The organism is Microbacterium sp. zg-Y625 (genome assembly GCF_030246925.1).
Taxonomy (GTDB): Bacteria; Actinomycetota; Actinomycetes; order Actinomycetales; family Microbacteriaceae; genus Microbacterium; species Microbacterium jiangjiandongii.
The window spans coordinates 2,680,946-2,704,000 of record NZ_CP126740.1; the positions used below are offsets into that span (position 1 = coordinate 2,680,946).

Annotated in this window: 19 protein-coding genes and 1 tRNA gene; 3 read left to right on the top strand and 17 right to left on the bottom strand. The window is 70.9% G+C overall.

The features are described 5' to 3' along the window. Positions 1 to 36 precede the first annotated feature (36 nt). Entirely contained in the window at positions 37 to 495 is a 459-nt protein-coding gene (locus QNO14_RS12530) for an Hsp20/alpha crystallin family protein (protein ID WP_257493879.1), read from the bottom strand. 321 nt (positions 496 to 816) lie between these two features. Here QNO14_RS12530 and QNO14_RS12535 point away from each other — a divergent pair, with 321 nt between their 5' ends. Further along, positions 817 to 1,836, top strand: coding sequence for a putative endonuclease domain-containing protein (locus QNO14_RS12535; RefSeq protein ID WP_257505569.1), 1,020 nt, complete (start codon positions 817 to 819; stop codon positions 1,834 to 1,836). 188 nt (positions 1,837 to 2,024) lie between these two features. Here the strand turns inward: QNO14_RS12535 and QNO14_RS12540 are convergent. The 10 genes from QNO14_RS12540 to QNO14_RS12585 form a co-directional block, all read right to left on the bottom strand. Next, positions 2,025 to 2,097, bottom strand: a tRNA-Arg gene (locus tag QNO14_RS12540). 79 nt (positions 2,098 to 2,176) lie between these two features. Further along, on the bottom strand, positions 2,177 to 2,791 hold the full coding sequence (locus tag QNO14_RS12545; RefSeq protein ID WP_257493881.1) for an asparagine synthase: 615 nt from the start codon (positions 2,789 to 2,791) through the stop codon (positions 2,177 to 2,179). Between the two features lie 116 nt (positions 2,792 to 2,907). Further along, a complete protein-coding gene (locus tag QNO14_RS12550; RefSeq protein WP_257505570.1) occupies positions 2,908 to 3,846 on the bottom strand; it encodes an aldose 1-epimerase family protein in 939 nt (312 codons plus the stop codon). Between the two features lie 2 nt (positions 3,847 to 3,848). After that, a complete protein-coding gene (gene araA, locus QNO14_RS12555; protein ID WP_257505572.1) occupies positions 3,849 to 5,351 on the bottom strand; it encodes an L-arabinose isomerase in 1,503 nt (500 codons plus the stop codon). Positions 5,352 to 5,372: 21 nt separating this feature from the next. Continuing rightward, the gene (locus QNO14_RS12560; RefSeq protein WP_257505722.1) at positions 5,373 to 6,941 is read right to left on the bottom strand and encodes a xylulokinase; all 1,569 of its coding nucleotides are present in this window, start codon (positions 6,939 to 6,941) and stop codon (positions 5,373 to 5,375) included. A gap of 117 nt (positions 6,942 to 7,058) precedes the next feature. Then, on the bottom strand, positions 7,059 to 8,048 hold the full coding sequence (locus QNO14_RS12565) for a LacI family DNA-binding transcriptional regulator (protein ID WP_257505573.1): 990 nt from the start codon (positions 8,046 to 8,048) through the stop codon (positions 7,059 to 7,061). Then, positions 8,045 to 8,968 (bottom strand): carbohydrate ABC transporter permease, encoded by a 924-nt coding sequence (locus QNO14_RS12570; RefSeq protein ID WP_257493885.1) that lies wholly within the window; start codon positions 8,966 to 8,968, stop codon positions 8,045 to 8,047. The genes QNO14_RS12565 and QNO14_RS12570 overlap by 4 nt, the downstream gene beginning before the upstream one ends. Beyond that, on the bottom strand, positions 8,968 to 9,957 hold the full coding sequence (locus QNO14_RS12575; protein WP_257505574.1) for a carbohydrate ABC transporter permease: 990 nt from the start codon (positions 9,955 to 9,957) through the stop codon (positions 8,968 to 8,970). The genes QNO14_RS12570 and QNO14_RS12575 overlap by 1 nt, the downstream gene beginning before the upstream one ends. A 65-nt stretch (positions 9,958 to 10,022) precedes the next feature. Beyond that, positions 10,023 to 11,378 carry an ABC transporter substrate-binding protein gene (locus QNO14_RS12580; protein ID WP_257505575.1) on the bottom strand — a complete coding sequence of 452 codons (1,356 nt, stop codon included), beginning with the start codon at positions 11,376 to 11,378 and terminating at the stop codon, positions 10,023 to 10,025. A gap of 42 nt (positions 11,379 to 11,420) precedes the next feature. Continuing rightward, positions 11,421 to 13,520, bottom strand: a complete 2,100-nt coding sequence (locus QNO14_RS12585) for a beta-galactosidase (protein ID WP_257505577.1) — start codon at positions 13,518 to 13,520, stop codon at positions 11,421 to 11,423. A gap of 168 nt (positions 13,521 to 13,688) precedes the next feature. On the opposite strand from QNO14_RS12585, the gene QNO14_RS12590 reads away from it, so the two are divergent. Together QNO14_RS12590 and QNO14_RS12595 are read left to right on the top strand one after the other, a co-directional pair. Beyond that, entirely contained in the window at positions 13,689 to 14,714 is a 1,026-nt protein-coding gene (locus QNO14_RS12590; RefSeq protein ID WP_257505579.1) for a LacI family DNA-binding transcriptional regulator, read from the top strand. Between the two features lie 334 nt (positions 14,715 to 15,048). Then, positions 15,049 to 16,464: an HNH endonuclease signature motif containing protein gene (locus QNO14_RS12595; RefSeq protein WP_257505580.1), complete on the top strand. Its 1,416-nt coding sequence runs from the start codon at positions 15,049 to 15,051 to the stop codon at positions 16,462 to 16,464. Positions 16,465 to 16,516: 52 nt separating this feature from the next. On the opposite strand, the gene QNO14_RS12600 is transcribed toward QNO14_RS12595, so the two are convergent. The 6 genes from QNO14_RS12600 to QNO14_RS12625 all read right to left on the bottom strand — a co-directional run bounded on the left by QNO14_RS12600 (position 16,517) and on the right by QNO14_RS12625 (position 23,034). Continuing rightward, positions 16,517 to 17,536 carry a LacI family DNA-binding transcriptional regulator gene (locus tag QNO14_RS12600; RefSeq protein WP_257493891.1) on the bottom strand — a complete coding sequence of 340 codons (1,020 nt, stop codon included), beginning with the start codon at positions 17,534 to 17,536 and terminating at the stop codon, positions 16,517 to 16,519. A gap of 87 nt (positions 17,537 to 17,623) precedes the next feature. Then, positions 17,624 to 18,652, bottom strand: a complete 1,029-nt coding sequence (gene yjfF, locus QNO14_RS12605; RefSeq protein ID WP_257505581.1) for a galactofuranose ABC transporter, permease protein YjfF — start codon at positions 18,650 to 18,652, stop codon at positions 17,624 to 17,626. After that, positions 18,649 to 19,695, bottom strand: a complete 1,047-nt coding sequence (locus QNO14_RS12610) for an ABC transporter permease (RefSeq protein ID WP_257493893.1) — start codon at positions 19,693 to 19,695, stop codon at positions 18,649 to 18,651. The genes yjfF and QNO14_RS12610 overlap by 4 nt, the downstream gene beginning before the upstream one ends. Then, positions 19,692 to 21,272: a sugar ABC transporter ATP-binding protein gene (locus QNO14_RS12615; RefSeq protein ID WP_257505582.1), complete on the bottom strand. Its 1,581-nt coding sequence runs from the start codon at positions 21,270 to 21,272 to the stop codon at positions 19,692 to 19,694. The genes QNO14_RS12610 and QNO14_RS12615 overlap by 4 nt, the downstream gene beginning before the upstream one ends. Positions 21,273 to 21,356: 84 nt before the next feature. Next, entirely contained in the window at positions 21,357 to 22,352 is a 996-nt protein-coding gene (locus QNO14_RS12620; RefSeq protein ID WP_257493895.1) for an ABC transporter substrate-binding protein, read from the bottom strand. Between the two features lie 160 nt (positions 22,353 to 22,512). Further along, entirely contained in the window at positions 22,513 to 23,034 is a 522-nt protein-coding gene (locus QNO14_RS12625; RefSeq protein ID WP_257493896.1) for a P-loop nucleotide/nucleoside kinase family protein, read from the bottom strand. Between the last annotated feature and the right edge of the window lie 21 nt (positions 23,035 to 23,055).

A 23,055-nucleotide genomic window follows, 5' to 3' on the forward strand; every position in this document is an offset into this window, starting at 1 on the left:
CCGGACGGGCTCGTCCGGGGCTTCTGGCGGTGTGCGTCAGGACTGCGAGGCCTGCTCCTGCGAGCCGGACTCGCCCACCTGAAGGGTGGGGCCGGAGTCGTCGGTGGTCACCTCGACCTTGCGGGGCTTGGCCTTCTCGCTGACCGGGATCCTCACGCTCAGCACACCGTTGCGGTAGGTCGCGGCGATGCGCTCGGTGTCGAGCCCCTGCCCGAGGCTCAGCTGGCGCAGGAAGCTGCCGGCCTCGCGCTCGCGGGTGATCCACTTCACGCCCTCGCCGACGTTGATCGTGCGCTCGGCGCGGATCGTCAGCAGCTGGCCGTCGACGTCGATGTCGACCGAGCCCGGGTCGATGCCGGGCAGGTCGGCCTCCAGTACGTAGTGGTCACCCTCGCGGTACAGGTCCATCGGCATCTGCCGCGGCCCGCGGCGGATGGGGTCCATGAGGGTGGTCGCGAAACGCTCCAGGTCACGGAGCGGGTCGTATGTCGCCATTCTCGTCTCCTTTCGAGCAGTGCCGGATGCCGGCATTCTTCAGGTCTCAAAAACTTGAGTCACATCGACTCAAGTGTGCGAATAGATTAGCACTCGGCCGCGAGAGTGCAAGAGGAGGCCCCGCGCGGCGGGGGCGGAGCCGCCGGTCGGCGCCCCCCGCGGCCTCGCCTGTCGCGGATGACGCTTTCCGGCCCCCGCAGGGGACGCAATGCGACGGGCCAGCGGGGCGGGGCGCTCTCCACAGGCGAGGATGTCACCGTGGCATCCTGAATTGCGCCACACCGCCCGATTCCCCGCCGCCGAAGGTGCAATCGTCGGCGGATGCCACACCCCGGCCCCCTCCCGCCGAACCTTGATCCCTGGTTCAGCACCACCCAGGCCTGTACGCTCGGCGCGACGCCCGGAAGGTTGCGGGCCTCCGATCTCGAGGCGCCTTTCCACGGCGCGCGTGTCATCCTGGCCTGCGCCGGCCACGAGCCGGACGCCGCGGGCGCGACTCCCCCGCACGACCCCGCCCACCGCGACCGACAGCGCCGCGAGCGGCTCCTCGTGCGGGCCCGGGCGTTCGCGACCGTGATGCCCGACCACGCGTTCTTCACTGCGATGACCGCCGCGGTCATCTGGGGCCTGCCGCTGCCGCCCCGACCCCCAGGCCGGCCGGATCCCGAGCCGCTGCACGTCGCCGTCTTCGCGCCCCGGCGGCTGTTGCGGGCAGCGGGCGTGCGGGGGCACGAGACCACACCGATGCTCACGAGCATCCAGCAGCATCGCGGGCTCCCGGTAGCGACCCCGGCGTCCACGTGGGCGTCCCTCGGTCGGTTCCTGAGCGTCGCGCACCTCGTAGCCGTGGGCGACGCGATCGTGCACCAGCCACGGCAGCGCGGTGGCGACAGAGGCGGCCCAGCGGCGGCGCTCGCAACGCTCGACGACCTGGCGTCGGCGGTGGCGGCCGGACGCCGCGTCGGCGTGGGACGGCTGCGCGAGGCCCTGCCGCGGATCCGCGTGGGCAGCATGTCTCCGGGCGAGACCGACCTGCGAGAGGCGCTCATACAAGCGGGCCTACCGGAGCCGGAGCTCGACGTCGACCTGGTGGATGCCACCGGAAGGCGCTTCGGCTGGACCGAGATCGCGTATCCACGGTGGCGGGTTCTCGTGGAGTACGAGGGCGACCACCACCGCACCGACCGCGCGCAGTGGCACCGCGACGTGGCGAAGCACGCACGATGCCGCGACCTCGGATGGGATGTCGTACGGGTCACCGCAGGGGACGTGTACCCCCGACCGCGCCACGCCGTGGAGCGAGTGCGCCACGCCCTGATGCGCGCGGGCTGGCGTCCCTGACGCGCACCGCGGACGCGGACGGGGCCGGCGGATGGGGGCCGCCGCGGGCTGGCCGCGCGCTCACCTGTCGCATTCGGTCGCTTCCCGCGGCGGGAAACCGTCATCCGCGACAGGCGAGCGGGCCGGGGAGCGGGAAACACGAAAGGCCCCGGCGAACCGGGGCCTTTCGTTACTGTCTCAACACAGTGTGCGCCCGAAGAGACTCGAACTCCCAACCTTCTGATCCGTAGTCAGATGCTCTATCCATTGAGCTACGGGCGCATGGCCTGAACTCTCGTGCGGGCCTCGTAAAGCTTACCCGACCCGAGGCGGTCGCGCGAATCGGGGCCGCTTCGGCGCGTCAGCCGCCCGCTGCGGCCCCTCCGTCGGGGTCGCCGGCGCTACGCTCGGCGGCGGCCTGAGTCCCCGCGCGGCGGTGCGCCCGAAGCTTGGGGAGGTCCACCATGCGCAGCGCCTGCATGCGCGCGAGGCGCATCCTGTCGTAGTCGGGCTCCAGGTCCGGCCTGGCCGCTTCGATCCGCAGCGTGCGGTCGATGTTCTTGGCGACTTCCGACCAGGCGGCATCCCTCGCGTCGTCGACGAGCTTGACGAGCTCTTCCGGATCCTCGGCGCGCTCTCGCAGCGCCTGAGCGACGTGCAGCGACTGGTTGCGCCGCTTGCGCAGGTTGCGCACGTCGCGGCTGCGGTAGTCGTGCGTCCCGTCCGAGTCGGTGTGGCGCCCCTTGGCCGCCTTGCGCTCCTTCTCGGCACGGTCAGCGTCGGCTTCCGCCTCGGCGGCGAGGCTCAGCAGGGTCTCGCGCGCGTCGGGCACGAAACGGTCGACGTCAAATCCCTCGGCCCCGGTGAGGATGTCGACGAGGATGCGGTTCTTCAAGGCCAGCCGCGTCGCCGCAGAGGCGATGTAGAGCCCCTCGGCGACGATGTCGTCATGCTTCGGCTTCTTTCGCAGCGCCACGGCACCCCCTTTCATCGATCCTAGGGCGGCGGGTGCGACGGCATCCATTCGCGGACGACGACCGGCGGGGGAACGCGCGGCAGACCTTCACGAAAGGAGCGAGGGCGCCTGTCGCCTCAGATCGCGAAGATCCGCCAGCCCGCTTCGGCCACAGCGCCCGGCTCGATGACGAGCAGCCCCGGGTCGAAGTCGTAGCGGGGGGCGTTGAAGGCATCGGGGGCGCACGTCATGGGCTCGACCGCGAGGCCGCCGCGGTGCCCCGGCTGAGCCGGGCCCCCGGGGAGGTCGGCAGTGTGCACCTGCACCCATGGGCACGCGGCGTCCCACGCGATGCCGACACCGTGACCGGCGGCGTCGGTGACCCGCACGGCGGTGATCCCGTCGGCATCCGCCGTGAAAGCCGTGAACGCGTGGTCGATCTCGGTCGCGCCGATCTGCCGCGGCGTGCGGAAGTCGAACGCGGCATCCACCGGCCCGAGGGTCGTCGGGATCAGACGGTCAGCCGTGACCGAGAGCACCTCGGATGCCGGCAGCTCGAGCGTCCACTCGTCGACCGTGCCTTCCCCCGCCACGAGATAGGGGTGGGGTCCGGTGCCGAAGGGCGCGGCATCGGCCGAGAGGTTCTGCGCGCGCACCGTCTGGGTGAGCCCCTCGTCGCCGAGCGCGAAGGTGGTGGTCACCCGCACCCGCCAGGGGTAGCCGGTCTGCGGCTCGATGGTCGCCTCGAGCGTGACGTGGTCGGAGCCCTTGTCGACGGCTTCGAAGTCGAGCCACGCGGCCAGCCCGTGCAGGGCGTGTCCGCGGTCGGGTTCGGTCAACGGCAGCTGGCGCTCCTCGCCCCCGAACGCGTAGCGGCCGTCGACGACACGGTTCGGCCAGGGCGCGAGGGTCGTGCCGCGGTACGCCGGGCGCACCTCGTCGGCGTCGAAGGGCACCACGAGGTTCCTGCCGCTGTGCGTGAACGATCGCAGCGACGCCCCGACGCTAGCGACCACCGCCTCGCAGCGGCCGTGGCGGAGGGTGTGCTGGATGCCGGATGCCGGAATGTGCGCCATGATCAGATCCCCTGCGCCAAGCGGTAGTACGCCGCGTTCCAGCGCAGCTCCTTCTGGAAGCCGCGCACCGTGGTGTCCTCGTCGATGACGAGCAGCTCGGTCTTCGCGATCTCGGCGAAGTCGCGGAACACCTCGATGCCGACCGCCGTGGTCATCACGGTGTGGTGGGCGGCGCCGGCGGCCAGCCAGCATCCGGCGCTCGTGGCGAAGTCGGGGGCGGGCTTCCACACCGCGCGTCCCACCGGCAGGCTCGGCAGATCCGGCGCCTCGACGTTCTCGACGACGTTGGCGACGAGACGGAAGCGGTCGCGCATGTCGGACATCGCCACGACGACGGCGGGACCGGGGTCGGCGGTGAAGACCAGGCGCACCGGGTCCTCCTTGCCTCCGATGCCGAGCGGATGCACCTCGAGCCGCGGCTTCGCGGTCGTCAGCGACGGCGACACCTCGAGCATGTGGGCGCCGAGGATCTTCTCGTCACCGGCCACGAGGTCGTAGGTGTAGTCCTCCATGAGGCTCGCGCCACCGGGCAGGCCCGCGCCCATGACGTTGGCGACCCGCACCAGGATCGCGGTCTTCCAGTCGCCCTCGGCGCCGAAGCCGTAGCCCTCGGCCATGAGGCGCTGCACCGCGAGGCCGGGGAGCTGCTTCAGTGCGCCGAGGTCCTCGAACGACGTCGTGAAGGCGCCGAAGCCACCGGCTTCGAGGAAGCTCCGCAGCCCGACCTCGATCGCGGCGCCGTCGCGCAGCGACTGGTGACGCTCGGCCCCCGGACGCAGCTCGTCGGCGACGTCGTAGAGCTCGAGATACTCGGCCACGAGGGCGTCGATCTGGGCGTCGGATGCCGCAGCGACGGCATCCGCCAGCTCGTTCACACCCCACGTGTTCACCTGCACACCGAAGCGCAGCTCGGCCTCGGTCTTGTCGCCTTCGGTGACCGCGACGTAGCGCATGTTGTCGCCGAAGCGGGCGAGCTTGAGGGTGCGGGCGGCCTGCCATCCGGCGGCGGCGCGCTGCCACTGCTCGATCTGCTCGCGCACGGCCGGGTTCGACACGTGCCCGACGACGGTCTTGCGCGCGACGTTCAGCCGGGTCTGGATGTACCCGAACTCGCGGTCGCCGTGGGCGGCCTGGTTGAGGTTCATGAAGTCGAAGTCGATGTCGGCCCAGGGCAGCTCGACGTTGGCCTGCGTGTGCAGGTGCAGCAGCGGCTTCTGCAGCGCGTCGAGGCCGGCGATCCACATCTTGGCGGGGCTGAAGGTGTGCATCCACGCGATGATGCCGATGACGTCGTCGCGGCCGTTCACCTCGAGGGCGAGGCGGCGGATGCTGTCGGAGTCCTTCAGCACGGGCTTCCAGACCACGCGCACGGGCAGGTCGGAGAGCCCCGCGACGACGGCCTGCGACTGGGCGGCGACCTGGCGGAGGGTCTCCTCGCCGTACAGGTTCTGACTGCCGGTGACGAACCAGACCTCGTAGGCGTCGAGGGAGGTGGAGAGGGCCATGGTGTTCCTTCGGTAGCGGGTTCAGAGGGCGGCGACCGCGGCGGCTTCGATGGCGAGGCCGGCGCGGTAGCGGTCGAGGTAGGCGGCGAATCCGGCGACGTCTTCGGGGTCGGGCTCGGCGACGGTGACGTCGGCTCCGGCGAAGACGTGGCGGTCGAGGTAGGTCGCGAGGTCGGTGGCGGGCGCGTGGCCCAGGTAGGCGGCCAGCACGGCGATGCCCCAGGCGCCGCCCTCGGCCGCGGTGTCGCCCACGGCGACGGGGGCGCCGAGTGCGCCGGCGAGGAAGCGCTGGGCGACGCCCGCGGTGCGGAACATGCCCCCGTGGGCGAACATGCGATCGAGCGCCACACCCTCGTCGTCGAGCACCCGCATGCCGAGGGCGAGGGTGCCGAAGACGCCGTAGAGCTGGGCACGCATGGCGTTGGCGAGCGTGAACGTGCTGTCGGGAGTGCGGACGAACAGCGGCCTCCCCTCGTCGAGCCCGGCGATGGGCTCGCCGGCGAGGTGGTTGTAGGCGAGGAGGCCGCCCGCGTCGGCGTCTCCGGCCAGCGCCTCGCGGAAGAGGGTGTCGTACACGGCATCCACCTCGAGGGGCGTGCCCGCAGCCTCGGCGAACCGGGCGAACATGGCCGCCCAGGCCGCCAGCTCGCTGGCGCCGTTGTTGCAGTGCACCATCGCGACGGGGTCGCCGGCGGGGGTCGTCACGAGGTCGAGCTCGTGGTGGGCCTGCGCCAGAGGCCGCTCGAGGACGACCATCGCGAAGATGCTGGTGCCGGCGCTGACGTTGCCGGTGCGCGGGGCGACCGCGTTCGTGGCGACCATGCCGGTGCCGGCATCGCCCTCGGGCGGGCAGAGCGGGATGCCGGGGCGGAGGGTGCCTGCGGGGTCGAGGAGGGCCGCGCCCTCGGGGGTGAGATCGCCGGCGGGCGCGCCCGCGACGAGCACCTCGGGGAGGAGGGCCGCGAGGTCGAGACCGGTGCCGAGACCGGCGAAGCGCGCCAGCAGCTCGGGGTCGTATCCCCGCGTCGCCGGGTCGATGGGGAACATGCCCGACGCATCGCCGACGCCGAGCACCCTGCGGCCGGTCAGGCGCCAGTGCACGTAGCCGGCGAGGGTCGTGAAGAAGTCCAGCTGCGGCACGTGGGGCTCGTCGTCGAGCACGGCCTGGTAGAGGTGGGCGATCGACCAGCGGTGCGGGATGTTGACCTCGAACAGCTCGGTGAGCGCGGCCACGGCCGGGCCGGTGTTCGTATTGCGCCAGGTGCGGAAGGGCACCAGAAGCTCCCCCGCGGCGTCGAAGGCCAGGTAGCCGTGCATCATCGCCGAGACGCCGATCGCACCGAACGTGTCGGGCACGACACCGTAGCGGGCCTGCACATCGGCGACGAGGTCGGCGTACGCGCTCTGCAGCCCCGACCAGACATCCTCGAGCGAGTAGGTCCACAGGCGCTCCTCGAAGCGGTTCTCCCACGCATGGCTGCCGACGGCGAGCACATCGGTGGGGTTCTCGCCGACGAGGCACGCCTTGATGCGGGTCGAGCCCAGCTCGATGCCGAGCGACGTGCGGCCGCTGCGGATGGCCTCGGCGATCGTGGTGAGCGTGGCGGCCGAGCCGGTCGCGGCGGTGGCCTCACCGGCATCATCGGGCGTGCGGGTCACGGGTCCTCCATTGGTCTGGCTAGATGTTACCGGTAACAGCCCGCCCTGTCATGGGGTCGACGTCGAGGCGCGCGCGACCAGGGTCGGCGGCGCCGGGAGGTCGGGGAGGTCCGGGGCTTCGACGCCCAGCACCTCGCCGATGCAGCGACGCGCCTCGCCGACGATGTCCAGCCGCACGGTGGTGAGGGCGGGGCGGTAGAACGCGGCATCCGGATTGTCGTCGAAGCCCGTGACACTCACGTCGCCCGGCACGTCGACCCCGAGGTCGGCCAGGGCGGCCATGAGGCCGAGCGCCATCTGGTCGTTGGCGACGACTACTGCCGTCGGGCCGGCGGGTGCCTGCACCGCCGCGACGACCTCCGCCGCGCGCCGGGCGCCGTCGGCCGCCGACCAGTCGCCCTCCCAGCGCGGGCCGGGAGTCAGCCCGGCTTCGGCCAGCGCGCGCTCCACGCCCTCGCCGCGCGCGGCCGCCTCGCGCCAGTCCGCCGGGCCGGCGAGGTGCGCGATGCGCGTGTGGCCCAGATCGACGAGGTGGCGCACCGCGGCGGCGGCACCCTCGCGCTGGCGCGCGGCGCCCGGCCCGCCGTGCAGCTCCGCGACCGGAAGACCAACGGTGGCGAGCGCGTCGAGGGTGCGGGCGTGGGGGGCGACGACGACGATCCCATCGACGCCCTGCGCGAGCAGGTGGTCGGCGGCCGCGGTGACCGATGCCGCGTCCGCCGCATCGGCATAGGCCGTGGCGATCCAGCGGCCCGCCGTGCGCGCCGCGGTCTCGAGCGCCGCGATGCCGACGGCGGGACCGTACAGCGTGGCATCCGACGCGATCACCCCGAGGGTGCGGGTGGTGGCGGTCCCGAGCGAGCGTGCCGCGTTGTTCACCCGGTAGCCGAGGGCGGCCATCGCCTCGAGCACCCGCCCGCGGGTCTCGTCGCGGATGTGCGGGTGGTCGTTGAGGACACGGGAGACGGTCTGCGACGACACCCCCGCGCGCGCGGCCACGTCGCGCACGCCCACCCGGGTGGCACCGCGTGTCGTCATCCCTTGACCCCTCCCGTTCCCAGCCCAGACTGCCAGTAACGCTGCAGGAACAGGAACGCGATGACGAGGGGGAGGATCGACACGAACGAGCCGGTGATGACGGTGGAGAACACCGCCTGCGATCCACCGCCTGCCGATGCCGCCGACTGCAGCTGGGCGAGGCCCACCGTGATCGGGTACAGCTCCGAGGTGTTGAGCATGATCAGCGGCAGGAAGTAGTTGTTCCAGGTGCCCACGAGCGAGAACAGGAACACCGTGACCAGGCCCGGCCCCAGCAGCCGCAGCCCCACCTGCCAGAAGATGCGGAACTCCCCCGCCCCGTCGACCCGCGCCGCCTCGACGAGGCTGTCGGGGATCGCATCGGCCGCGTACACGCGCATGAGGTAGACGCCGAACGGACTCACCAGCGACGGGATGATGATCGACCACGGGGTGTCCGTGAGCCCGGCCCGCGCGAACAGCAGGTAGGTCGGCAGCGCGAGGGCGGTGAGCGGGATCATGACGGCCCCGAGCGTGATGCTGAACAGCGCCTTCTGACCCGGGAACTCGTACTTGGCGAACGCGTACCCGGCCATCGCCGAGAGCACGGTGGCACCCACCGCCGAGACCACCGCGTAGACCACCGTGTTCAGCAGCCACCGCGCGAAGAGGCCGCCGCGCACCGTGAACAGCTCCACGAGGTTGTCGCCGAGCGAGAACTCCGGCGCGAACCACAGCCCGAAGGTGGAGAAGAGCGCCGAGGTGTCCTTGGTGGATGCCACGAGCAGCCACCACAGCGGCAGCACGAAGTACAGCACGCACAGCCACAGCAGCACGGTCAGCAGCCAGCTGCGCCGCTTCGCGGGCACGTAGCGGCGCAGGCGCCGCGGGGTGCGCGCGGGCCGGCCGGTGACGACGGCGCGGGTTTCGAGGGAGGTCATCACAGTCCCTTCCGCTCACGCTGCTCGCGGCGCTGCTCACCCAGTTGCACGACGTACGACACCACGGCGATCACGAGCCCCAGCAGGAACGCGATGGCAGCGGCGTAGTTGAGCTCCCGGTTGATGAACGCGAGGTTGTAGGCGTAGTAGTTCGGCGTGAACGAGTTCGTGATGGCATCCGGCGCGATCGCGTTGAGCAGGCTCGGCTCGTTGAACAGCTGGAACGAGCCGATCACGGAGAAGATCACCGTCAGCAGGATCGCGGGGCGGATCGAGGGGATCTTGATGCTCCAGGCGATGCGGAACTGCCCGGCGCCCTCGATCTCGGCGGCTTCGTACAGCTCCGCGGGAATGGCCCGGAGGGCGGCGTACATGATGATCATGTTGTAGCCGATGAACTCCCACGTGACGATGTTCATCATCGAGCCGAGGATGTTCCCCGGCGAGAGGAAGTCCGGGGTCCCCCAGCCGACCCCCCGCGCCACCTGGGCGAGGGGGCCGAAGTCGGGCCCGTACAGGTACCCCCACATCAGGGTGGCGATCACGGCGGGGACGGCGTAGGGCATGAAGATCAGCAGGCGGATGCTGCGGGATCCCCGCGCCCGCCCGGTGTCGAGAGCCAGGGCGAAGAACAGCGCGAGGCCGAGCATGATCGGCACCTGGATCACCAGGAACAGCGCGACGCGGCCGAGACCGCCCCAGAAGCTGGGGTCGGCGAACGCCCGCGCGTAGTTGGCGAGCCCCGCGAACTGCTCGCCGCCGATCAGCCTGCTCTCGAAGAGGCTGAGATACCCGGCGTAGACCAGCGGGACGACGAGCATCGTGAGGAAGATGACGAAGAACGGAAGGATGAACAGGTACGCGGCGCGATGCTGGCGGCGCGTCGTGAGACTGTGTCGCCGGCGCTGAGGGGCGACGCGGGAGGGACGGGCGACGCGGTCCGCGGCGACGGCGTCAGTCGTGGTGCTGGTGGACGGGGAGTGCGACATTGCTGCTCCTTGCTCTGCGTACCGGCGGGTGCCCGGCCGACGAGGACCGGGCACCCGTCCGGACGTCACTCGACGGTGAAGCCCTGGCTCTCGGCGTAGGAGACGAGCTGGTCCTGCCAGGCATCCAGCGCGTCGGAGATGTCGCCCTTGTCGGCGATCACCGTGCCCATGGTCTCCTCGTAACTGGAGTAGACGTAGTCCATGAACGGCAGCCACTCGAAGTCGGTGTCCACGGTCTCGGAGATCTCGGCGAACAGGGCGTTGACCTCCTGGCCCCCGTAGAACTCCGACTTCTGGTCGACGAAGGCGGGGTCCTCCAGCACGGACACCTGCGGCGGGAACAGGAACTGCTCCGTCGCCAGGCTCATCGCGGACGCCTCGTCGTGGTTGATGAACTGCGCGAGCATGTACGCCGCGATGGGGTTCTCGCTCGTGGCGAGGACCGCATCGGAGGAGCCGCCCCAGTTGCCCGAGACGTTCTCGCCCTCGCTCCACTGCGGAAGCGGCGCCGCCCGCCAGAGCCCTGAGGTGCCTTCGGCGGTGCCCTGCAGGAACACCGGCCCCCAGGCGGCCGTCAGCCATCCGGCGTACTTGCCGTTGGCAAGCGCCTGGTACCACTCGTCGTTGAAGTCGACGTCGGTCGAGATGAGGTCGGCCTGGATCAGCTCGGTCCAGTAGTCCGCGACCTGCTTCGCCTCATCGCTGTTGACGTCGATGGTGACGGTCTCGGCGCCGTCGTATCCGAACGGCTTGACGCCTGCCTGCCAGAAGAAGCCGATCATCTGGCCCGCCTGCGTCGCCCCGACGTTGGAGATGTACGAGCCGGTGGCATCCTTCACCGCCTGCGCGGCCGTGGCGTACTCCTCCCACGTGGCCGGGGGCTCGGTGATGCCCGCCGCGGCGAGGATGTCCTCGCGGTAGAGGTTCCCCATCGGCCCGACATCCTGCGGGATCCCCCACACCTCGTCACCGGGCGACACCTGGTTCCACGCCCACTCGACGTAGTCTCCGGAGATGTCGTCCGCGCCGTACGGCGCGAGGTCCAGCAGCGACTCGCTGAGCACGAACGAGGGGATGTACTGGTACTCCACCTGCGCGACGTCGGGCGCCCCCTCCCCCGCCTCGAGGGCGCTGCGCAGCTTCTGGTAGTGAGCCAAGCCCTGCCCGACGTTCTCGACCGTGACGTCGATCTCGGGGTACGCCTCCTCGAACATGGCCACCTCGAGCTCGATGTCGGGCACCCAGGTCCAGAAGGTCAGCTGGGTCGGCGTCTGCATCGCCTCGTCGATCTGCTCCTGCGTGATCTCGTCCTGCGTGCCGCCACCGCCGCCGTCGGACCCGCCGGTGCAGCCGGTGAGCACCAGCCCCAGCACGACGGTCCCGCCGACCAGCGACGCTGCTGTACTGCGCGACTTCCTCATGGTTCCTCCTGTGGTTGATCGGATCGCTCGATCCCTTGGCGCTCACCGCATCAGGAATGCCCTCGTCGACCAGGCGGGCAGTGAGACATCGGTGCCGTCGGCGAGGATCTCGCCGCTGACGGCGTCGGAGACGGATGCCGCCAGCGTCACCGTCTGCGGCTCCCACCCCCAGTTGAAGACGAACCAGGCGCGGCCGCCGTCCGGCAGCGCGCCCGACGAGACCGTGACCGGCAGCGCGCGATCGGGCGCCAGCTCGTCGGCGATCGGCGCGGGGACCGCCCAGCGCACGAGGTCCGCTGCCAGCGCGGGCGAGGGCACCGTGCCCACCACCGTGATGCGGCCGCCGCCGTGCGGGTGCGTTGTGACGGCGGCGAAATCGCCGAACCGGCGGTGGTCGTACTCCGCCAGCGGCTCGGCGCCGCTGGGGATCAGCCCATCGACCCAGAGCCGCGCCGTCGCGTCGGCGCCCGGGAACACCCCGGTGCCGCGCACGGGCACCTCAGCGGACAGGTTGGAGAACTCCTCGTAGCTCACCCCGGCCGCCTCGGCCAGCCGCGCGGGGGCGACCTCCGTGCGGGCGCGGGCCTCCTCGTCGCCATAGCCGGTGCGGATGCCGATGACGAGGTGTCCGCCTGAGTGGGCGTAGTCGCGCAGCAGGTCGAGGTCGGCGTCGGATGCCGCGTAGAAGCCCGGCGCGATCAGCACCGGGAAACGGGCCGCCAGCGCCTGCGCCCCCAGGCTCAGTGCCTGGTCGGCGTGCAGCACGCGCGCCTGCGCACCGCCGTCGATCACGCCGCGGTGGAAGGCGTCGAAGATGCGCTGGTAGGACTGACGGTCGGGTCCGCCGTCGGCATCCGCCAGCGGGGGGAAGAACTCCAGGGCGTAGCGACTGTCGTTGGACCAGATCATCGCGACGTCGGCGTCGGGCTCGAACCCGTCGAGGGCGTTTCCGATGGCGGCGAGGGTCGCGCCGAGCCCGGCGATCTCGCGGTAGACCCGGCCGGGCCGCAGGCTGTGCGGCAGCACGCCGCCCCAGTAGGTCTCGGTGCCGTACGGCAGCGTGTGCCAGTGCCAGTACTCGATCATCGCGGCGCCGCGCGAGATGAGCGCGAGGGCGGCCTGCGCGAGCTGCCCCGGGTACGGCGGCAGGTTGAGTTCCGACCCGCCGATCGATTGCGCGTCGGTCTCGGTCACGAGGAACCGCGCCTGCTTCGAGGAGTAGATGCGGTCCGCCTGGCGGAAGAGCGCCGCGACACCGGTCGTCGTCCAGGGCGTCACCGGCTCGCAGTCGAGGGTCGCGTCGAGGTGGTCCTGCATCGCGTAGTACGGGTTGCCCGCGGTGACGTCCAGCGCCCGCACCACGGCCTCGTCGTCCACCGCGGGGCGCGCGTAGGCGAGGCAGGTCGTGACGAACTGACCCTCGCGGGCGTACTCGCGCACGATGTCCGCCTGCCACGCGATGAAATCGGTCGTCAGCTGCGACTGGTAGCGGCGCCACGCCAGGTCGTACTGCGGCAGCGAGTTGCCGTCCGGGGCCCACAGCTCCGACCAGTCCGCCAGCCGGTGCGACCAGTACGTCAGCCCCCATTCCCGGTTGAGGGTCTCCACGTCGCCGTAGGTCGCCTTCAGATGCCGGATGAACCCCTGGAACACGCCGTGGTTGTGGAAGAGCAGCAGCCCGGGCTCGTTGTCGACCTGGTATCCGATGACGGCGGGGTGGTCGGCGTAGCGGGCGATGACGGCGCGGATGACCCGTTCCGCGTGGAAGCGGAACGCCGGGTGCGAGTAGTCGACCTCCTGGCGCGAACCCCACGGCACGGGATGGCCCGTGCGGGTCTCTGCGGCGATCTCGGGGTGCGCCTGCTGCAGCCACGGCGGCACCGCGTAGGTGGGGGTGCCGAGGATCACCGAGATGCCGCGCTCGTGGGCGCCGTCGAGCACGGGGAGCAGCCACTCCAGATCGAACTCGCCGTCGCGCGGCTCCCACGTCGACCACACCGACTCCCCCACCCGGATGACGGTGAAACCGGCATCCTTCATGAGGTCGAGGTCCGTCGTCGTGCGGTCGTCGCGGTGGTACTCGGCGTAGTACGCGGCACCGAACAGGATGCCGCGCGGCGCGTGCGGCAGGGGGGTCGTCATCGAGCGGGCTCCATTGTCTGCATCGTCGGACTGCGTCGTCGGCGGCGTCGTCCGCGGCGTCGTCGGCGGCTGATGTTTCCGATAACATCGGTCGTGGCGTCCACTATGTTGCCGATAACATCGGGTTGTCAAGGACGACGAGCAACATCCCGAGAGGAACACCGGCGCATGACACCCCACAGAGCGCCGTCCGGGGCGCCCCCTTCCCGGCCCGCCACGATCTACGACGTCGCCACCGCGGCCGGGGTGTCGCACCAGACCGTCAGCCGGCTGCTGAAGGGCTATGAAGGCATCCGTCCCGAGACGCGCGCGAGGGTCGAGCAGGCTCTGGCCGCGCTGGACTACCGGCCGAACCTCTCCGCGCGCAGCCTCAAGTCCGGCCGGTCGCACCGCATCGGCGCCCTCACCCACGAGACGTCGCAGGTCGGGCCGAGTCGCATCGCCGAGGGGGCGAGCGCCGCCGCCCGCGAGGCGGGCTACATCCTCGATCTCGTCTCCCTCGACATGCGCAATCCGCATGCGATCGAGGAGTCGCTCGAGCTGCTCACGCAGCACTCCCTCGCCGGGGTGCTGGCGTTCGCGTCGAACGACGAGATGGTGCATGCCTTCGGCGAGGTGGACTTCCGGGTGCCGGTCTACCTCGAGGCCGAGACCGACGACCCGACGAGCTTCTCCGAGACGGCGATCGCCGCGCTCGTCGATCACCTCGCCGCGCTCGGGCATCGCCGGCTGCTGCACATCGCGGGGCCACCGAACTGGTCGGCGGCGCGCGGGCGGCAGCACGCCTACGAATCGGCGGTGGAACGCGGCGGTCTGACGTCGGTGGGCGTGCTGCACGGCGACTGGTCGGCCGGTTCGGGGCACCGCGCGCTCGCGGAGCTCGACGAGATCCCGCCCGCGACAGCGGTGGTGGCGGCCAACGACCAGATGGCGCTCGGCGCCATGCTGGCCCTCAAAGAGCGGGGCCTGCGCATTCCCGTCGACATCAGCGTGGTGGGCGTGGATGACATCCCCGAGGCGGCGTACTTCGACCCGCCGCTGACGACGGTGCAGAACGACTTCGACGCCACCGGCCGCACCGCCGTGCAGCGATTGATCGCGCGGATCGAGGGCACGGCGGCGGCGGCCTCGTTGCCGCGCGAGCCCCTGTTGGTGGCGCGTCGGTCGTCGGGATTGGCGCCTGTAGGCCACTGAAGCAGGCCCGGCTCCCTCGCGTCGCTCGTCTCCGCGCGCTTCGGTCGCCGCGGTTGGGGCGGCGCGGTTCGGGCGGCGCGGTTCGGGCGCCGCCTTCGGGCGCCGCGGGTCGGGCCGCCTGCTTCGGTCGCCGCGGTTGGCCCCTCTGGGGGCGCGCATCAGGCCGTTTGCGACGACCGAGCGACCCGGGATCCACCACGCGGGTGGCGACTGCTCCTGTGTGATCCCGGCCGTCTCCTCCACAACCTGGAACGGCCGCGAGTTATCCACAATGCCCGTTTGGCCTGGGATTTGTGGGCGCTCAATGTCGGAGGGGGTCGGCAGAATCAGGGGTATGAACAGCTCCCCGGTCACCGGCTCGATCGCCACCTCTATCGCCACCGCCTCGCGCGGCGCGGTGATCTCCGGGGCGGAGGAGACTCGCCGGGCGATCGCCGCGCTGCAGGCGGAAGAGCTGCAGTGGTTCGCGCGGGCCGAAGCGATCGCGGCCGAGGAGACCGCCCGCATTCCGTCGAGTGAGGGGCGGGAGCGGGAGATGCCCCGGCGCGGGATGGCCGCCGAGCTCGCGGCGGTGCTGCGCCGGTCGGATCGGGGCATGCAGGAACGCATGCGCGACGCCGCCGTGCTGCTGGACGGGTTCCCCGCGACGCTGGCCGCGCTGCAGGCCGGGCGGATCGACGTGGCGCACGTGCGGGTGATCCAGGATGCCGGGGCGCGCATCACCGACCCCGACGCGCGGGCCCGGTTCGAACAGGCCGCGCTGGTGGTCGCGGAGCGGGAGACGCCAGGGCGGGCGAAGCCGATCATCCTGATGCTCGCGCAGCGCCTCGACCCCGTGCCGCTGGAAGAACGGCACACCGAAGCAGTTGCCGGACGGCGGGTGTGGGTGCGGGACCTCGACGACGGCATGGCCGAACTCGCCGCGATCCTGCCGGCGCCGCTGGCGTACGCGATCAAGGAGCGACTCACCGCGCACGCGCGGGAGATCATCGCGGCGGCACGGGGGGCACGCTCTGGGTCTTCGACGGGCACCGACCCGAGCGAGAACGGCGTTGGCGCCGGTGGTGCCGGCGTCGGAGCAGATCGTGTCGCGGGCGATGACGTCGCCGAGACAGATGTCATCGCGACCGACCGGCGGACGACCGATCAGGTCCGCGCGGACGTGCTCACCGATCTCCTCTTGACCGGCCACGCGAGCGCCCCGGTGTCTGCCGGCAGCATGCCCGAGACCGCGGCGATCACCGCGCACGTGCAGATCACCATCCCCGCAGCGACCCTCACCGGGGACGGCACCGAACCCGCCGAACTCGTCGGATACGGGCCCATCGACCCCGACACCGCCCGGCACCTCGCGGCGACCACCCCCGTCTGGGAGCGGCTGTTCACCTCCCCCACCACCGGGGCGGTGCTGCAAGTCGACACCTACCGGCCGAGCGTGCAGATGCGACGGCTCCTCGACGCCCGCGACGAGCACTGCCGGTTCCCCGGATGCCGCAGACCCGCCCGACACTGCGACGGCGACCACACCATCGACGCCGCCCACGGCGGACCCACCCGCGTCACCAACCTCGCCAACCTCTGCCCCGGCCGACATCACCCGGTGAAACACAAAACCGCATGGAGCGTGGTGCAAAAACCCGACGGCATCCTCGAATGGACCAGCCCCACCGGGCGCGTCTACACCGACATACCGAGACGGGTACTCGAATTCAGGGCCCTTGCCGCGGCGGAAGAACCCGCACCGTTCTGAACGCCACCGGCGCCCGCCGGTGGGCGGTCGACCCGGCCGCATCGATGCCTGGTCAGACCGGGCGGGTGCTCGCCCGAAGGATCAGCTGCGGCAGCCGCGGAGCGGGATACTGCGGCGACTGGTCGTCCTGCAGGATCGCCAGCACGGCCGCCATGGCATCCTGCCCCAACCCCACGAAGTCCTGCCGCATCGTCGTCAGCGGCGGGGAGAGATGGGCCGCTTCGGGGATGTCGTCGAACCCGACCACGCTGACGTCTTCGGGCACCCGCAGCCCCGCCACCGACAACGCGTGCAGCAGACCCACCGCCATCTGGTCGCTCGCGACGAACACCGCACCCGGCACACCGTCGACGAGCAGACGCTGCCCGGCGCGGAATCCGGAACCGGGGGACCAGTCGCCGCGCACGAGATCCCCGGCCGCGGCGCCGGCCTCGACGAGCTCGTCCCGCCAGCCGCGCAGGCGCTCTTCGGCATCCATGGAGCCTTCCGGACCGGCGATGTGCCGGATGTCGCGGTGCCCCAGATCCAGCAGGTGCGACACCGCCGCGCGCGCACCCCGGTACTGGTCGATCGTCACCCGCTGGGCCCGCCCGCGACTGTCCGATGCCACTGCCACGAGCGGTACCCCCAGCTCCCAGCCGTCGAAGGCGGCCAGCGCGGCGCCCTCGTCGACGACCAGCACCATCGCCTCGACCGCCTGGCGGATGAGCATCTCGGCCGCCGACCGCAGCGAGGGCACCTCGGCGTCGGCCAGGCTCATGGTGATCACGGCGTAGCCGGCATCCCGCGCCGATTCGTTGACGGCGCGCACCGTGCTGGCCGGGCCGAAGTCGGGCAACCCCGTGGCGACGAGCCCGATGGTGCGCGATCGCCGGGTGACGAGGGCGCGAGCCGCCTGCGACGGCACATAGCGCAGCTCGGCGATGGCCTCCTCGACGCGCTCCCGGGTCGCGGGGCGTACGTTCGGCAGATCGTTGAGCACGCGGGAGACGGTCTGATGCGAGACGCCGGCCACGCGCGCGACATCGAAGATCGTCGCGACGCGTCCCCGGTCACCGCCGTTGCCGCTCACCTGCTCCGCTGGCTCCCCTCGTGCGCCGTCATCGTCCGCGCCTCGCCCCCATTATCCCGGGAGCGCGCGGCGGCTCCGCACTCGAGGTCATCGTCGCCGGGCCGTCAGCACGCGCTGCAGCACGATGAACACCAGCAGCAGCGCACCGATGAAGATCCTCGTCCACCACGACGACAGCGTCCCCTCGAACGAGATGATCGTCTGGATGATGCCGAGCACCAGCACCCCCAGCACCGACCCCAGGACGTATCCGTAGCCTCCGGCGAGCAGGGTGCCGCCGATGACGACCGCCGCGATCGCGTCGAGCTCGGTGCCGACGGCCGTGAGGGGATACCCCGACAGCGTGTAGAAGGTGAACAGCACCCCCGCGATGCCGGAGCAGAGGCCGCTGATCAGGTAGACGAGCACCTTCGTCCGCGCCACCGGCAGCCCCATCAGCAGCCCGCTCTGCTCGCTGCCGCCCAGCGCATAGACCGTACGCCCGAACCGGGTGCGATGCAGCACCCACACCGCGACGACGACAAGGGCGAGCGCGATGATCACGCTCGGGGTGATCGACAGACCGCCGCCGAGGGGGATGCGCCCGACGCCGAACGCGATGAACGCGGGGTCGGTGATCGAGATCGAGCTCTGGCTGATGATGTAGCAGAGCCCGCGGGCGAGGAACATGGCAGCCAGGGTCGCGATGAAGGGCTGCACCTTGAAGTAGTGCACCATGATCCCCACCAGCAGCCCCAGGGTGCTCGTGGCGAGGAGGATCAACGGCACGACGGCGGCAGCCGGCCACCCCGACTGCAGCAGGCTGGCGGCGATCATCGTGGACAGCGCCACGACCGCCCCCACCGACAGGTCGATGCCCCCGGTGAGGATGACGAACGTCATGCCCACCGCCAGCACGATCAGATACGCGTTGTCGACGAGCAGGTTCAGCAGCACCTGTCCCGAGAAGAACCCTTGATAGCGAAGCCCCCCGCCGATGAACACCGCCGCGAACAGGATGAGGGTGACGAGCACGGGACCGTACCGCGGGCTGGTGAAGGTGCCCCGGATGCCGCCCGTCGCGCGCCGCAGGGGGCTCTGCGCCGGGGCGGGCGTGGGGGCGAGGGAGATGGTCATGCCGCTGCCACCCCCCTGCCCGATCGCAGTGCGAGTCGTCGCCGGAAAGTGCGGAACGCGTCACTGGTGGTGGGCGACTGCAGCAGGCACACCACCGTCACCACGGCGGCCTTGAACACCATCGTCGCGATCGGCGGGATGCCGACGGTGTAGACGGTGGTGACCAGCGTCTGGATGACGAGGGCGCCGATGAGGGTTCCGGTGAGCGAATAGCGTCCACCCGCAAGCGACGTGCCTCCGATGACGACGGCGAGGATGGCGTCGAGTTCGATGAACAGGCCCGCGTTGTTGGCGTCGGCGGCCATCGTGTTGGCGGTGAGGATGAGCCCTGCGACCGCGGCGCAGAGGGCGCAGAAGGTGTAGACGGCGAAGAGCAGCGCCCGCGCCCGCACACCGGCCTGGCGGCTCGCCTCGGGGTTGATGCCGACCGCTTCGATGAGCATGCCCAGGGCCGTCCGCCGGGTGAGGACCGCCGCCAGCAGGAACACGAACGCCGCGACGAAGACGGCGATGGGGATGCCGAGCCAGAACCCCGCCCCCAGCGCCTTGAACGGCGGGCTGTTGACGGTGAGGATCTGCCCCTCGGTGATGAGCATGGCGATGCCGCGCCCGGCCGTCATGAGCACGAGGGTGGCGATGATCGGCTGGATGCCCAGGGCCGAGACCAGGAAGCCGTTCCACAGCCCGCAGACGAGCCCCACCGCCAGCGCGGTGAGCACCGCGACGACGACCGTGCCCGGGGCCGTGGGATCGGAGGAGCCGAGGAGGATGCTGCAGGCGACGGCGCCCGCGATGGCGCACACGGCCCCCACCGACAGGTCGATCCCCCGGGTCGCGATCACGAGCGTCATGCCCACGGCGATGATGAGCGTCGGGGCACCGTTGCGGAGGATGTCGATGAGCGAGCCGTAGAGGTTGCCGTCTCGCACCGTGATGGTGAAGAACCCGGGGAACGCCACGACGTTGATGAGGAAGAGGACGAAGAGCATCACCAGCGGCCAGAACAGGCGACTGGAGACGAAGCGGGCGAGGGCGGCGTTCATGCATTGTCTCCACGGTCGGTGTTCTGCAGTTCGGACCGGTCGCCCTCGGCGATGAGGGCCAGCAGGCCCTCGACGGTGAGGTCGTCGTTGGCGAGGTCCGCGACCTTCTGCCTGTCGCGCATCACGACGATGCGGTGGCTCAGGCGCAGCACCTCCTCGAGCTCGGCGCTGATGTACACGACGCTCATGCCGTTCTCGGCCAGGCCGACGACGAGCTTCTGGATCTCCGCCTTGGCGCCGATGTCGATGCCGCGGGTGGGTTCGTCCAGGATCAGCAGCCGCGGCGCCACCGCCAGCCAGCGCGCCAGCAGCACCTTCTGCTGATTGCCGCCCGAGAGATTGCGCACAAGGGCATCGGGGTCGGCGGGGCGGATGTTGAGCGCCTGGATGTAGCTCTCCGCGAGCTCCTGCTGCCGACGGTGCGGGATGGGCCGGAACCAGCCGCGGTCGGCCTGGAGGGCGAGCACGATGTTGTCGCGCACGGTCAGCTCGTCGACGATCCCCTCGCTGCGGCGGTTCTCGCTGGAGTAGGCGATGCGCTCCGACAGCGCCTGGCGCGGGGTGCGCAGGCGCCCGGTCTCGCCGCGCACCGCCAGCTCGCCGGTGTCGGCCCGGTCAACGCCCCCCAGCAGCCGCGCGATCTCGGTGCGCCCGGAGCCGAGGAGTCCGGCGAACCCGACGACCTCCCCCTCGTGGATCGTGAGGTCCATCGGCGCGACGGCGCCCTTGCGCCCGAGCCCGCGGGCCCGGAGGAAGACCGTCGCGTTGCCGGCATCGGCATCCTCCTTCACCTGCTGCTCCAGGTCTTCGAGGGTCGCGATCTCCTTGCCGATCATCTTGTGCACCAGGTCGATGCGCAGAAGATCCGGCGTGAGGTACTCCCCCACCAGGCGCCCGTTGCGCAGCACCGTCAGGCGGTCGGCGATCTCGTACACCTGGTCGAGGAAGTGCGAGACGAAGAGGATCGCCACGCCGCCGTCCTTCAGCGAGCGGATGATGCGGAAGAGCTCCGCCACCTCGTCGGCGTCGAGGCTCGAGGTCGGCTCGTCGAGGATCAGCACGCGGGCGTCGATGTTGATCGCCCGGGCGACGGCCACGAGCTGCTGGATCGCCAGCGAGTGCGACCCCAGGAGCGACCCGGGGTCGACGGCGAGCCCCAGCCCGTCGAGCACCTCGGCCGCCCGCGCCTTCATCCGGCGGGTGTCGATCGCACCCAGCCGCCGAGGCTCCCGCCCCAGCATGATGTTCTCGGCGACGGTCAGGTTCGGCAGCAGATTCACCTCCTGGTAGACGGTCGAGATGCCGGCCGCCTGCGCCTGGGCCGTGGTGTGGAAGAGCACTTCCTCGCCTCCGAGGCGGATGACACCGGAGTCGACCTGATAGACCCCGGTCAGCGCCTTGATGAGGGTGGACTTGCCGGCGCCGTTCTCTCCCATGAGCGAGTGCACCTCACCGGGGAACATGCGGAACGAGACGGCATCCAGTGCCCGCACGCCGGGGAACGAGATCGAGATGTCGGTCATCTCGACCACGGGCGGGCCGCCGGCGGGCGCTGCGGGGCGGGTCGGATCGGTCATGCTGTTCTCCGTCGAACGGGCCGGGTGACGTGCGACCAGCGAGGGGCGGCTGCCCGGCGGCATCCGCCCCTCGCGTGTCCCACGTCAGTACTGACGGTCGGGCAGCGCCTCGACGGCCTGCTCCTGGGTGAAGGTCGTCTCCTCCGTGATGATGCGCTTCTCGACCTCGCCACCCTCGTTGAGGGTGGTGATGATGTCGACGAGCTGCTTTCCGAGAAGCGGCGAGCACTCCACGATGAAGTTGATCTTGCCGTCGGCCAGCGCCTGCATGCCGTCCTTCACGGCGTCGACGGTGACGATCTTGATGTCCTCCCCAGGCACCATTCCCGCCGCCTCGATCGCCTCGATCGCGCCGAGACCCATGTCGTCGTTGTGCGCGTACACGAGGTCGATGTCGGGGTTGGACTTGAGCATCGCCTCCATGACCTGCTTGCCGCCGGCCCGCGTGAAGTCGCCGGTCTGGCTCGCGATGACGGTGAGGTTGGGGTTGTCGGCGATCACGTCGGCGAAGCCCTCGGCCCGGTCGAGCGCGGGAGCGGCGCCCGTGGTGCCCTCCAGCTGCACGATGTTCACCGGCTCGGTGGCGTCGGCATACTCGTCCACCACCCACTGGCCGGCCTTCTCGCCCTCGGCGATGAAGTCCGAACCGAGGAACGAGACGTACAGCGACTCGTCCTGCGAATCCACGGCGCGGTCGGTGAGGACGACGGGGATGCCGGCGGCTTTGGCCTCGTTGAGCACCGCGTCCCAGCCGGTCTCGACGACCGGAGAGAAGGCGATGTAGTCGACGCCCTGCTGGATGTAGGAGCGGATCGCCTTGATCTGGTTCTCCTGCTTCTGCTGGGCGTCGGAGAACTTGAGCTCGATGCCGGCGTCTTCGAAGGCCGCCTGGATGTCCTTGGTGTTGGCGGTGCGCCAGCCGGATTCGGCGCCGACCTGGGCGAAACCGACCACGAGTTCCTCGACGGGCTTCGGTTCCCCCGACCCGGCGGCCGTGCCACCGTCACCACCGCTGGCGCAGCCTGCGAGCCCGAGCAGCATGCCTACTGCTGCCGTGACCGCGATGAGCTTCTTCTTCATTGCACGAACCTCCTTGTTCCTGCCTCGGCGCACCCGTGCGCCGCGCTGTGATGAGCGCCCGATTCGGGTCGTGCCGAGATGTTAGCGCTCACTGTTAGCGCTCACAAGAGGGATTTCCGGCCGATTCGGCAACGAACCGGTAACCGTCGTGGCGTGCGAGTCAGGGGGCGCTTGCCAACCGGGCGCCGAGCACCTGGGCGAGCGCCGCGACGTCGACGGCGCGGCTCGTGTCGACGCGGATGGCATCGGACGTGAGCGGCTCGGCATGCCGCCAGGCGCCCCAGTCGGCCGCGCTCCCCCTGTCAGCGTGGACGACGTGACCGATCCGCGCCTCGTACCGGGCGCGCGCCAGCTCGACGGGGACATCGCACCAGACCTCCGCGTGCTGCGACCGGCCACATCGCGCGAGGCCCGCGGCGGCGAAGGCGCGATCTCGGTCGGCGAGCCAGAACGACTCCAGGATCACCGGGCCGGAGAGCCCTGCCGCCACCTCCCACAGGAGGTCCGCCGCGAGCGGACCGAGGCGAGCCAGCGGGAACGTGGCGGGCACGGCATCCGCCAGCGCCTCCTTGAGGTCGTCCTTCGACACGACCGGCAGGCCCAGCTCGGCGCCGAGCCTGCGCGCGAGGGTCGACTTGCCCGCGCCGGGCACTCCGTTGACCAGGATCACGCCGTCGCCCATCGCCCCGCCTCCGCTCCCCTG

Excerpts from the sequence above, each read along its gene's own strand:
- QNO14_RS12530 (WP_257493879.1), bottom strand. The coding sequence starts at position 495 with ATGGCGACATACGACCCGCTCCGTGACCTGGAGCGTTTCGCGACCACC.
- QNO14_RS12535 (WP_257505569.1), top strand. The coding sequence starts at position 817 with ATGCCACACCCCGGCCCCCTCCCGCCGAACCTTGATCCCTGGTTCAGC.
- QNO14_RS12550 (WP_257505570.1), bottom strand. The coding sequence starts at position 3,846 with ATGGCGCACATTCCGGCATCCGGCATCCAGCACACCCTCCGCCACGGC.
- araA (WP_257505572.1), bottom strand. The coding sequence starts at position 5,351 with ATGGCCCTCTCCACCTCCCTCGACGCCTACGAGGTCTGGTTCGTCACC.
- QNO14_RS12565 (WP_257505573.1), bottom strand. The coding sequence starts at position 8,048 with ATGACGACACGCGGTGCCACCCGGGTGGGCGTGCGCGACGTGGCCGCG.
- QNO14_RS12570 (WP_257493885.1), bottom strand. The coding sequence starts at position 8,968 with ATGACCTCCCTCGAAACCCGCGCCGTCGTCACCGGCCGGCCCGCGCGC.
- QNO14_RS12575 (WP_257505574.1), bottom strand. The coding sequence starts at position 9,957 with ATGTCGCACTCCCCGTCCACCAGCACCACGACTGACGCCGTCGCCGCG.
- QNO14_RS12580 (WP_257505575.1), bottom strand. The coding sequence starts at position 11,378 with ATGAGGAAGTCGCGCAGTACAGCAGCGTCGCTGGTCGGCGGGACCGTC.
- QNO14_RS12585 (WP_257505577.1), bottom strand. The coding sequence starts at position 13,520 with ATGACGACCCCCCTGCCGCACGCGCCGCGCGGCATCCTGTTCGGTGCC.
- QNO14_RS12590 (WP_257505579.1), top strand. The coding sequence starts at position 13,689 with ATGACACCCCACAGAGCGCCGTCCGGGGCGCCCCCTTCCCGGCCCGCC.
- QNO14_RS12595 (WP_257505580.1), top strand. The coding sequence starts at position 15,049 with ATGAACAGCTCCCCGGTCACCGGCTCGATCGCCACCTCTATCGCCACC.
- yjfF (WP_257505581.1), bottom strand. The coding sequence starts at position 18,652 with ATGACCATCTCCCTCGCCCCCACGCCCGCCCCGGCGCAGAGCCCCCTG.
- QNO14_RS12610 (WP_257493893.1), bottom strand. The coding sequence starts at position 19,695 with ATGAACGCCGCCCTCGCCCGCTTCGTCTCCAGTCGCCTGTTCTGGCCG.
- QNO14_RS12615 (WP_257505582.1), bottom strand. The coding sequence starts at position 21,272 with ATGACCGATCCGACCCGCCCCGCAGCGCCCGCCGGCGGCCCGCCCGTG.
- QNO14_RS12620 (WP_257493895.1), bottom strand. The coding sequence starts at position 22,352 with ATGAAGAAGAAGCTCATCGCGGTCACGGCAGCAGTAGGCATGCTGCTC.
- QNO14_RS12625 (WP_257493896.1), bottom strand. The coding sequence starts at position 23,034 with ATGGGCGACGGCGTGATCCTGGTCAACGGAGTGCCCGGCGCGGGCAAG.